The organism is Algibacillus agarilyticus, from assembly GCF_003286125.1.
GTDB lineage: Bacteria > Pseudomonadota > Gammaproteobacteria > Enterobacterales > Alteromonadaceae > Algibacillus > Algibacillus agarilyticus.
Window position 1 is genome coordinate 1 of sequence record NZ_QMED01000025.1, and the last position, 11,241, is coordinate 11,241.

Genomic DNA, 11,241 nt, shown 5'->3' on the forward strand with positions numbered 1-11,241 from the left:
GACCGTTTACGCGCCGAATTTACTGAAGCGGCAATTTAACCCACCGACGTATAATACTCATTGGGTAGGTGACATTACCTATATAAAATCACATCAAGGGTGGAGCTATTTAGCGTGTGTACTTGATTTAGGGACTAAAGAAATTGTTGGATATGCATTATCAAGCCAACCAAATTCAGAATTAGCGATTGCAGCCTTAAATAACGCAATACAACGTCAAAGACCGAATACAGGGGAGCTCATGTTTCATTCTGATCAAGGGTGCCAGTATTCAGCCAACTTATTCAGAGAAAAGCTAAAGAGTTTAGGCATTAAACAAAGTATGAGTCGCAGAGGAAATTGCTGGGATAATGCGGTGATGGAACGATTTTTTAGAAGTTTAAAAACTGAAAAATTAAACCCGTTAACCTTTACTGATCACAACTCGGTTGTTAATGTGGTTGAACAATATATCCGGTTCTACAATTACAAACGAAGGCATTCGGCATTAGATTATCAGACGCCTCATCAAAAATATAATGAGTTAAAAAAAGCGGCTTAAAATCTCTCCAGAAATACTTGACCACTACAATCACGATGGTTATACATGGTCTGGTATTGGGGCTTTTATTCTCATTGTTCCTGTACCTCTAGCATTACCCAGCGGAAATGATGAAACTAAAATTTACTTTAAAAAAAACCAAAGTATAAAGTTAACTTCAGAGTATGGTGAAATGACAGGAATGTTCGGCTATATGTGCGGTAGTAATGAGTGTGGCTTTACGGCAGGTGCTGTAAATACAGACAAAAAAAGAACTATTCCCATTACTTGGTGTAAGTAATTGAAATATCAAAAGCAATTTAAGCGGGCGTTTTATAACTACTCGCAAGTTTGCCAGTGTTATCGATCTCATGGAGAGATGAAATTAGTAAATTAATCACAAAAGAGCACAAGCTATTATTGGTTCTAGCTGTATCCATGCTTATTGCAATTTTTATTGTTAAATGGGCAAATGAAGATAGCCCTATTTATAGACCACTAATTCAAGACATGCGTTTGGTTGACTCAGTTACAATCGCGGACGTATTAGACCAAGAAAGTATTCATTACTACGCCGATGTTAAAAACCATATGCTTTACGTCAACCAAGAACAATCAGAGCTAGCTCGTGTTTCACTGGCTAAAATTGGTATTGTCATTGAATACCCTGAAATTACTAAGCACACAGATCTGAATAAAGCTTACGATGAATTCATTAAACAAAAAAAGATGGATGCGGAAACTGGAAAAATATGGCAAAGACCTTGGTTCTTTAAATTAGTTAAGTTGGTTATGGGCGCATTAGTTATTATTATTTTAATTCTTGCAGTAGTTCGTCCGGCACTAGCATCAATAATTTATGAAGAAGACGAAAAGTAGTTATCACTCATGCAGGACAGGCACTCATAAATCTATGATTTTATTTTAAGTCATCACATAGAGTGCACACAGGAAATTCGAGTGACAACCCCCGATAAAAATAGTATTTATCTACAACTCCCGTTCTTTACTCCCCCTATTCAAGAAAATGTGCAAGTTGTGCATTTTTACCTTTGATAAATTTTTCACCTGCAAATAAACAATATAAATAGCAATGTGTTAGCTTATTTGCTAAAAATACAGCAAGTATAAAAAATGCGCGCAGATTTAACAGGAAAATGCGTAAATCGCGCACTATTAAGCGTTATGTTTTAAGAAAATCTATATGACTAATTTGAAAAAAATTTATGTAATGACGTTCAATCTTTTTATTATATTTTCAGCTTATGGTTCATCTCAAATAACTCTCCAACCAAGTGAAGCTAAAAATATCAATGATTATTTAAAGCAGCCGGAACCTCTATTACTGTTCAAACAACTTTCCAAATCCGGCGAGCTAAAAGATTTCAAAAGTAAAATGTTGGAGACATGTAGCGACGAAAAAAAACGTATTAATGGCTTTTGCGAATGCTTTAAACAAGACTTTACCAAACTAACAGAAAAAGAGATATTTTTTAGCCAAATGTACCTAACTGAAATACAGGAAAACCTTACTAAAGCTATGGGAGCTGGCGACAATAAAGCTTTAGGTGAAGCTATGAAAAAAATGAATCAAACACCGATAGGGGTTATCGAACAAAAATGCAAAATAGCTCTGAGTAAAATTAAAACATAACAATCGTATTAACGCTCGGACTAATAAAGCTTGGCTTGGTTCGTGCATCACCAATTATAGCCAAGCTCTATTAGCCTGTTATGCGGGCGTTGAGGCTGTAGAATTACTCAAAATGATAATTTTTATGGCTTTTTGTATGCGCAGAGAGTCGCTTTAAATGTGTTTTTAGCTCAATATTGCCCTAGATTTCACATAGAAGCGCAATTTAGAGCTTAATTTTAATGATTTTTATGAGCTGTTTTTTCTAAAAGAGAAATTCTACAGGCTCGTTGAGGCTGTAGAATTACTCAATATAATAATTTTTAGGCTTTTTGTATGCGCAGAGGGTCGCTGTAAATGTGTTTTTCGCTCAATATCGCCCTAGATTACACATAGAAGCGCAATTTAGAGCTTAATTTTAATGATTTTTATGAGCTGTTTTTTCTAAAATAGAAATTCTACAGGCTCGTTAGTTTTTCACAAAGGATTGGTGTAAATGTTCAAGAAAATAATTATTCTCATATCTACAGCGTTATTTCTTTTAGGTTGTAATGCAACAGGACCCAAATTCACAGAACTAGAAAGTTTAGACACGAACCAAGCTAAGGTTTATGTTTATCGACCTTGGGCTATGTTAGATGGTGCTGCCGCACCAACAGTCCAAGTAGATGGGTCAGATCGTTTTGATCTAAGTAATGGTGGATATGAAATTATTACTTTAACTCCAGGTATTCATAAACTCACTGTTAAAAAAGGCGCGTTTATGTCTAACTGGCGTGCTGATGAAATGAATATCGAATACAAATTTGAAGCAAATAAAAACTACTTTGTTCGTTTATCTGCGGAATTACAAGATGTAGGTGTGTATGGCAGTGTAATATCTATCTCTGGTAGTTACGGCTTTGCGTTAATCAAAGAATCGTTTGCTATTAATGAACTGAAAGAAGTTAAGAAAAACTAACAACTATAAGCTGTTCAAGCGGGACTGCTAAAGTTTGGCTCGGTTTCGCTTCGCTACACATTTTAGCCAAACATTAACCAGCCCCTTAATATGGCGTTAAGACTTTAGAATTACTCAAAATGATAACGTTTATGGCTTTTTGTATGCGCAGAGAGTCGCTTTAAATGTATTTTTCGCTCAATATCGCCCTAGATTACACATTGGACACTCATGCAGGACAGGCACTAATAAACCTATGATTTTATTTAATTTTAAGTGTCAATCAAGCCTGTCTTAGTCGATTTTACAGTCTTTTAAAGGGCATTTATAACCGCTAAAGCCGTGATTAAAAAATTAATTAAAAGCGGTTTGCTTACTGAGGTTTAGTGCTAATAAATCAATAAAACTTCTTACTTTTGCAGAGGACAGCCTATCTTCTCGGTGAATAATATTAATAGGGAAAGCTGGTTGCTCAAAGGATTCAAGGACAAATTTAAGCTTATTATTTTGTAGTTCACTTGCCACTTGATATGAAATTACACGCGTAATACCAAAGCCTGCCAATGCTGCGTTAACTGCGGCTTGGTTGGTGCTTACTTTGAGTCTTGAGTTAATGTGGTAATTAATCAGCTTCCCATTGTCAGTAAATTTCCAATCCTGATTAAGGCTTCCAACTTGCGTTTCAATTAGTGAGTGGGAGTCTAGTTCTGAGAAGTGCTGAGGTATGCCGTTTTTTTCTAGGTACTCAGGTGATGCAACAAGTGCTAGTCGAGCAGAACCAACCTTTTTTGCTCGCATTGACGAATCAGGTAACTCACCAATTCGAACTCCTACATCATAGCCTTCTTCCAGCATATTGACGATGCGATCCAAAAAGACGGCATTTACGTTCGTTTTTGGGTGCGTATTTAAATATTCTAATACCGAAGGTAAAACATATTGTTGACCAAATAATACGGGTGCCGTAACGCTGATGCTGCCTTGAGGTGAAGCATTTATGCCTTGGACGGCTTCATTGGCCAGTGAGATGTCATCTAAAATACGTTTTACGTCATCCAAATAACGCAACCCTGCCTCGGTAGCTCTTACATACCTAGTGGTACGGTTAAATAATTTAACCGACAAACGCTCTTCTAGTGTTGCAATCGCGCGCGTTACCGTTGGTGGTGACATGTTTAAACGGCGGCTAGCAGCAGCAAACCCTTGTTCTTCTGCAACGGCAACAAATACAGACATTAATTGTATTTGATCTAACATTGATTATTCCAATTATTGAAATAATTAATTGTATATCGTGGATATTCTTAATGAAAGTGATTTGTAGCAAACTAGCTCTACTCCTGAATGAGGAGAATAAGGCAACTTAATATTTTAATAGAGGATTTAATCATGAGCAGAATTAACTTAGTAACAACAGAGCAGGCAAACGAACAGCAACAAGCATTATTTAGCGCAATTGAGCAGCAGCTCGGTGTAGTGCCAAACTTTTTAAAGGTATTTGCAAATTCACCCGCAGCTTTAACAGCGTTCTTAGGGTTACATAGCATTGCTAATGAAGGTGAGTTAGAAGGCAAAACAAAAGAGCGTATCGCTTTGGGCTTAGCTGAGCAAAATGCTTGTCAGTATTGTGTATCCGCACACACTGCTATTGGCAAAAGTGCAGGGTTATCAGGTGACGAAATGTTAGCTAACCGCGCAGGCGGGAGCCAAGATGCTAAAGCAGCAGTTGCGGTGAAATTTGCTCGTTCATTGGCAGAACATAACGGTGATGTAACAACGGCTGAATTATTAGAGATTCGAAATGCTGGTTATTCAGATGCTGAAATTGTAGAAATCATTACTCATGTTGGGATGAATGTTTTAACCAACATCTTAGGAAAGGCGAGCCGTGTAGCAATCGATTTTCCTACAATTGAATTACAAAAAGCGTCTTAAGCAACGTAATCGACACAATATAAAGAAATGCCATTAAAGAGGGGCAATCTCCTCTTTACTCATACTTCTAAATTTGGAGGATATTTTTATGGCCCATCAATATGCACAAATTGCGTTTACTCAATCAGTAAGACAAGTTCAAGAAGAGCAAAATAGCCGCTCAGGCTATGCAAGTATGGACACGGGAGAAGATTATAATTACTTGATCTCACAAGAAGAAAGTAACTTTATTCAAGCGCGTGACAGTTTCTATATGGCAAGTGTTAGCGAAACTGACTGGCCTTATGTACAACATCGGGGTGGACCAAAAGGGTTTCTCAAAGTTATTGATGAGCGAACGATAGGTTTCGCAGATTATAAAGGTAATCGTCAGTACGTTAGCACTGGAAATTTTAGAACAAATGACAAAGTGTCACTTATTTTAATGGATTATCCCAACCGACGGCGTTTAAAAATTGTTGGGCATATTACGTTAGTTGATGAAGCCGATTGGGAGACGTTAGCATCACTAGAAGATGATCACTATCGGGCAAGGGTTGAGAGAGGTTTTATTATTAAGATCGCTGCTTTTGATTGGAACTGCCCGCAGCATATTACTCCGAGATACAATGAATTAGAAGTATCAGCATTGATTGAACCACTCGAAAATCAAATAAAACAACTCAAAAATAATGCGTTAAAACATCTACAGCCAGTACAAACTGCATTAGGTAATGGCGAGCTCCCCCTCGTTATATCTGGCGTTAGACAATTAACACCAGATATTCGTGCTTATGAGTTACGAGGAGTAGAAGGTCAAGCATTGCCCAAAATTTCTGCTGGCTCACATATTCAAGTACCAGTTGAACTCAGTGATGGTGAACTTGCTTGGCGAAATTATTCAATTAGCAGCAATCCAAATAGAACAGACTGCTATGAAATAGCGGTAAAACGCGAAGATAATGGTCGTGGCGGCTCTGTTGCTCTTCATCAACAGTATTACTTAGGTTTAACATTGCATTGTAAAAGCCCACAGAACATGTTTTCTTTAGAGGATAATAACCAACATAGTGTATTGATTGCCGGAGGCATTGGCATAACGCCAATAAAGTCGATGGCACTCGCATTACTTGAAAAACATAAATCGTTTGAAGTGCATTATGCTGGCCGCTCAAAAAAAGACATGGCATACACCGATAGATTAGTAAAGCAGTTAGAAGATAAACTCCATTTATACCCATCTCAAGAGGGGATGAAACTCTCAATAAAAGCACTTATTGAAAATTTTTCTGAGCAAAAAAAGCAATCAACCCATTTTTATTTTTGCGGGCCAGAATCAATGTTGACTGACTTAGTAAAAGTAACACAGGAACTTGGTATTGAAAAAGAAAGCGTTCATTACGAACAATTTTCAATAAATGTAGAACAATCAGCTGAAAAATGTGAATTAACGTTGACTCAATCTGGGGTGAACATTGAAGTTGAAAGCAATCAAACACTTTTAGAGGCTGTTTTAGCGGCAGGTGTACAAGTGCCATTTAGCTGTAAAACAGGCCAATGTAAAAGTTGTGTTGTACAAGCTACACCATCTGAAAATATACAACATAGAGACAATTGTCTTACTAGCCAAGAAAGAGCCTCGGGCAAAATGTGTTTGTGTGTTTCTAGGCCCAATGCCGACAAATTAACCATTGACTTATAAACGGGCATCGAAGATGGACAGGCACTAATAAAGCGTTGCCATTTGCTAATCGTTAGCGTTTGATAACAATCAATTAAAAAAAGGGTGACATTCCTAAAAAGGGGTTTTCACCTTATTAGTTTATGCCCATACTGGGTGTATAAAAAAGTAGCCAGTCGACCTACATAATCTGATTTATTTTGTAAAAAGACGTAAAAACACAAGCGACCATACTCCGGCAATTACGACTGGTGTTGCAAGTACAAAAGGACATTGTGAATAAATGAAAGTTGTGTATTCGAATAAGTGTATGGCAGGTTTAGGTACTTTACCGCTGATGCTTTTTAGTATTTTGTTTCTTTCATTTTTGCCCTTAGTTTTAGGTTTTATTGTTGTTTTGGCAACGTTAATTTTCGGAACACTAGCTTATAATTATTTAGTGGCTAGAGAAGGCCTAGCGAATCAAGGTTATAGATTTGTCTTGTTTTTTACGTTTCCAATATTGTTGTGCTTTGCAGTCATGTACATATAATCGAGTAACTAAGTGGATCTAGCCCCTACCCCCGAATACCTCGCGATTTTGCAGTTGCCATTTGCTAGTCGTTAGCGTTTAATAACAATCAGTTAAATAAACGGTGACCTTCTTACAAAGACTTCACCTCATTAGTTTATGCCATGCTGGGCGCACACAAACGTATCAACATATCAACTAAAAACTTGGCTTGGTTCGAGCTTCGCTAATGATGGCCAGTTATGCGGGCGGTTACCTTTCAAGGGGATCTATGAGTACATTTGACATTTATTTTTGCATAATCTTATTCTTTGTACTCATAATCTCAGGCTATTATGCTTCAAAACGAGAGAAAAAATTTAATGTAACAAGGCTCGATTTTATTTCAAAGTTTAGTTTCAAAGAAGAAGGTGATATTTATAGAGAGCTTCATAAGCATGGATTTAGGTTACTTAATTTTACTGATGAAGATTACGAAGTATGTAACATCATAAGAAAAGAATGCGAAAAAGAAGATGTTTATATTTTCGATTTTGTTTATACCTCTAAGTATGCCGATCGAAGCAATTCTTCTAAACCGTCTACTCTCCGAGCAGTATTTTTTAAGTTTAAAAGTAAAAAGCTATATAGCTTTGAATTATTTCCAGAAAATGTTTTTGAAAAAATAAAACAGCTATTTGGCTTTGCTGACATTGATTTTAGCGATCACCCAAATTTTTCAAAACGCTACGTCCTGAAAGGAGAGGATGAATCCGAAGTTAGAGCTAGGTTTCCCAAGCAACTGATTACTAACGTCGAAAACTTAAAAGGTGTATGCATTGAAGCGCGTGAGTCTTGTTTATTAACCTATAATTTGCACGAAGGCGAGTTTGCAGATTACGAAAAACTTTACAAAAATGCAGTTTCTTTTGCTGACAGTCTCAAGTGATAATTGAGCCCCCTCATTCGGGATTGGTACTAATAAACCATATCCAACTTATCAACTAAGAGTGTATTTTTGTTATTGCAGACTCATGCGGCACAGTCATCGATAAACCTATCATTTTATTTAATTTTAAGAGTAATTAAGCCTATCTCACTCGATTATCTTCACTCTCAAGCTTACGGCTTTTTTTTTATCTCTACATTGAGCTGTATTTTTTATTTATGCTAGCAGGCAACTTAGTGTTCTTACCCCCTCCAGTTTTAAACGCAATAAAAGCAACGAAGAAAATAAAATTTAGTCGAACTTAAGTTTAAATGCAAACTAGAAAAATCATATAAGTAAAGATATGAATATAAAACCCATTATTGCGTGTTTGAAAATACAAAAAACAACACTTATTGGGCTTTTATTGCATTTTATTAAAAAACCAAACGACTCCAACCCGAAATAAAATAACTCAAATATAAAACCCAAAAGCATATATGAAAATATTTACATGATAGAACTGTACCTTTTGTGAAAAAAACAATAATATAATGTTAACAATTAAATGTGCTACAAATGAAATATTCTATTTATGTTGTAGCCAAAATAATAAAAAACGCATTCAAGAATGCGCACGATTCATAAGGCGATCAAATATGAAGTTAATTTTTTCCTCTAAAGTACTGCCCTCTAAAATATCAAAGCTAAGTATAATTACCTTAGCTATTTTTTCGTTAACAGCATGTGGTGGCGGCGGCGACACGACAGCATCAACGCCGACAAATAATCCCGCACCAGACCCCGATCAGTCTACACCAGATAACACAACGCCAGATGAAACAACCACACCAACACCAGATGAACCACCAGCGACCTCCCCAGATACCACACCCTCTATACCAACAGCCGGCTACGTTATTGATGTCAATTTAAATGTAAATCACATAAAAGGCGAAGTAGATAGTTTTGATCGAAGTCGATATATAACCATGCATATTGGGGCAACTGATAATGAATGGCCAGACAACGCAACAGCAAAAAAATTTATGGAAGATTATGATGTCTATTACGGTCGCGATAACGGCTCTACCCCTTGGCAAATGGGACGCCTTGAAGGCGGCTCTGTTGATGGCATATTTAACGATGATGAAATGACGAAAAATGCTGAGCAAAGTAAAACTTGGTATAAAAACAATACCACCGCTCATGCTTTAGAAGATCGAATGGGCAATATGATGTATGGCGGGCAAGAGTTTATGTATCCACACAAAGAATACAATACTTGTAGTGCTAATTGTGAAGGTAATGCTTGGATCGCCGGTTACGATGAATACGCTCGCTTTTTTAGTGAATATCTCACTAAATTTTTTGGCACAGGCGGCACAACAGGCCAGAAAAAACCCAAAATTATAGAAGTCATGAATGAACCGTTTGTTAAATCAGGCAAGTTACACACGACCAATGCTAACATCACTGAACTTCATAAAGTGGTCGCCGATAAACTACATGCTGATCATCCTGATGTTAAAGTGGGTGGGTTTACCGCGGCCTTCCCTGCACTCGAAAATAATAATAATAACTTTGCGCTGTTCGACAACACTTGGAAAACGTTTATTGATGGCGCCGGTCAAGAAATGGATTTTTATTCTATTCATTTATACGACAATCACGATGAAACAAACCACATGTATCGTTCAGGTTCTAATATTGAAGCAATATTAGATATGATTGAGCACTATAGTGTTATTACCATTGGCGAAGCAAAACCTTGGGTTATATCTGAGCATGGTTTTTTTGCACCCGGTGAAAAAGGCAAAGGGCCTTATTCGCGTGAGCGTGACTGGTGGAACATCCGTTCTTTTTCTTCAATTATGATGCAACTTATGGACAAGCCAGATCAAATTCTTACGTCTATGCCTTTTTCTATACTCAAAGCAAAGTGGGCTGGCGAGAACGGACTAAGTGACGAAGGGCATCGTTATTCAACACGCTTGTATGTATTACGAGATGAGTTAGACGGTAGTATTAATGTGCAAGACAATGGTGATTGGATTTATTCTGATATCAAAAAATTCTACGAGCTTTGGTCAGAAGTTAAGGGTAAACGTATTGACACAAAACCAGGTGATTTAGATTTACAAACCGACGGGTATGTTGACGGAAAAAACCTGTATTTTATTGTCAATAATTTAGAACACGAGAATGTTGAATTCGATTTTAATTTGATCGATAAAAATAATACCGCCATAGAATCAATCTCGACTAAACATGTATATTTTGATGCGCAAGCGGTCGCCCCTGTGCTCGAAGAAACCACATTAGAAAACACCGCTACTCGCTTTACCGTTAATGCAAATGCCACCGCTATTATTAAAGTAACGTATGCAGCCGATATTATGATTGATGAAAAATCGGTAGAAACAAAATACTACGCCGATAAGATGAAACAAACCATCACATCGGGGCAAGATATCACCTTTAATATAGACGCTGTAAAAGCGACCAGTGCTAATGGCGAGGCGGTATTAAGGTTAGGTTTAGGCCGTTTACATAATAAATCTTTATTACCTGAGATCACCTTTAACAATACCACAATTGAAGTCCCTGATGATTTTCGGGGTTATGATCAAAACACACGTCATAGCTTTTTTGGTGTAATTGAAATACCGGTGCCTTATAGCGTGGTTAAAGCCAATAACACCATCAAGGTTCGTTTTAGTGACACTGGTGGTTTTGTGACGAGTGCGACCATGCAGGTGTTTGAAACAACAACCGATTTAAACAGGTTCGCACAATGAATCGCTAAATAATCAATCAAATAATAACGTTATCCGATTTATAATTGGGTAACGTTTTTGATTAATATTGTGAATAACTAAGATAATGTTATAAACAAATTGAGTCAGTTAACGTCTATCGTGTCACTTAGGTTAACGCGCTTAACGTCTACCCATTATCGGTATTCAAACGTAACAATAAGGATAAAACAGAGAAAAAAAACACATTAAGCAAGTGGACAAAACATTAAATAAAATTAAGCTAAAATATTTAAAATAATGTTGTTCAATAATTATCCATTCTTACTTTTATTAAATGATACTGCGTATATTACCTTGCATAAATAAAAAAATT

General features: G+C 36.8%; 9 protein-coding genes. 8 read left to right on the plus strand and 1 reads right to left on the minus strand.

The genetic code is table 11. The annotated features are described in order from the left end of the window. The 4 genes from DPX34_RS16410 to DPX34_RS16425 form a co-directional block, all read left to right on the plus strand. Window positions 1-541 (plus strand): IS3 family transposase (locus DPX34_RS16410; protein ID WP_111979537.1); only part of this gene is annotated, 541 nt, incomplete at its 5' end. A gap of 417 nt (window positions 542-958) precedes the next feature. Continuing rightward, window positions 959-1,399, plus strand: coding sequence for a hypothetical protein (locus DPX34_RS16415; protein WP_111979538.1), 441 nt, complete (start codon window positions 959-961; stop codon window positions 1,397-1,399). A 325-nt stretch (window positions 1,400-1,724) separates the two neighbouring features. Then, window positions 1,725-2,174, plus strand: a complete 450-nt coding sequence (locus DPX34_RS16420; protein ID WP_111979539.1) for a hypothetical protein — start codon at window positions 1,725-1,727, stop codon at window positions 2,172-2,174. A 475-nt stretch (window positions 2,175-2,649) separates the two neighbouring features. Then, window positions 2,650-3,114, plus strand: a complete 465-nt coding sequence (locus DPX34_RS16425; RefSeq protein WP_111979540.1) for a DUF2846 domain-containing protein — start codon at window positions 2,650-2,652, stop codon at window positions 3,112-3,114. A 333-nt stretch (window positions 3,115-3,447) separates the two neighbouring features. Here the strand turns inward: DPX34_RS16425 and DPX34_RS16430 are convergent, their stop codons facing one another. Further along, entirely contained in the window at window positions 3,448-4,350 is a 903-nt protein-coding gene (locus tag DPX34_RS16430) for a LysR family transcriptional regulator (protein WP_198673731.1), read from the minus strand. A 132-nt stretch (window positions 4,351-4,482) separates the two neighbouring features. Here DPX34_RS16430 and DPX34_RS16435 point away from each other — a divergent pair, with 132 nt between their 5' ends. From DPX34_RS16435 to DPX34_RS16455, 4 genes are all read left to right on the plus strand, one after another. Beyond that, window positions 4,483-5,028: a carboxymuconolactone decarboxylase family protein gene (locus DPX34_RS16435; RefSeq protein ID WP_111979541.1), complete on the plus strand. Its 546-nt coding sequence runs from the start codon at window positions 4,483-4,485 to the stop codon at window positions 5,026-5,028. An 88-nt stretch (window positions 5,029-5,116) separates the two neighbouring features. Continuing rightward, the gene (locus tag DPX34_RS16440) at window positions 5,117-6,709 is read left to right on the plus strand and encodes a 2Fe-2S iron-sulfur cluster-binding protein (protein ID WP_111979542.1); all 1,593 of its coding nucleotides are present in this window, start codon (window positions 5,117-5,119) and stop codon (window positions 6,707-6,709) included. A gap of 719 nt (window positions 6,710-7,428) precedes the next feature. Beyond that, complete coding sequence (locus DPX34_RS16450) at window positions 7,429-8,127, plus strand: hypothetical protein (protein ID WP_157964765.1); 699 nt, start codon at window positions 7,429-7,431, stop codon at window positions 8,125-8,127. A 638-nt stretch (window positions 8,128-8,765) separates the two neighbouring features. Then, the gene (locus DPX34_RS16455) at window positions 8,766-10,907 is read left to right on the plus strand and encodes a hypothetical protein (RefSeq protein ID WP_111979545.1); all 2,142 of its coding nucleotides are present in this window, start codon (window positions 8,766-8,768) and stop codon (window positions 10,905-10,907) included. Window positions 10,908-11,241: the final 334 nt, after the last annotated feature.

What these genes read in the sequence shown, in the direction of transcription:
- DPX34_RS16415 (WP_111979538.1), top strand. Translation starts at nt 959, where the DNA reads ATGCTTATTGCAATTTTTATTGTTAAATGGGCAAATGAAGATAGCCCT.
- DPX34_RS16420 (WP_111979539.1), top strand. Translation starts at nt 1,725, where the DNA reads ATGACTAATTTGAAAAAAATTTATGTAATGACGTTCAATCTTTTTATT.
- DPX34_RS16425 (WP_111979540.1), top strand. Translation starts at nt 2,650, where the DNA reads ATGTTCAAGAAAATAATTATTCTCATATCTACAGCGTTATTTCTTTTA.
- DPX34_RS16430 (WP_198673731.1), bottom strand. Translation starts at nt 4,350, where the DNA reads ATGTTAGATCAAATACAATTAATGTCTGTATTTGTTGCCGTTGCAGAA.
- DPX34_RS16435 (WP_111979541.1), top strand. Translation starts at nt 4,483, where the DNA reads ATGAGCAGAATTAACTTAGTAACAACAGAGCAGGCAAACGAACAGCAA.
- DPX34_RS16440 (WP_111979542.1), top strand. Translation starts at nt 5,117, where the DNA reads ATGGCCCATCAATATGCACAAATTGCGTTTACTCAATCAGTAAGACAA.
- DPX34_RS16450 (WP_157964765.1), top strand. Translation starts at nt 7,429, where the DNA reads ATGATGGCCAGTTATGCGGGCGGTTACCTTTCAAGGGGATCTATGAGT.
- DPX34_RS16455 (WP_111979545.1), top strand. Translation starts at nt 8,766, where the DNA reads ATGAAGTTAATTTTTTCCTCTAAAGTACTGCCCTCTAAAATATCAAAG.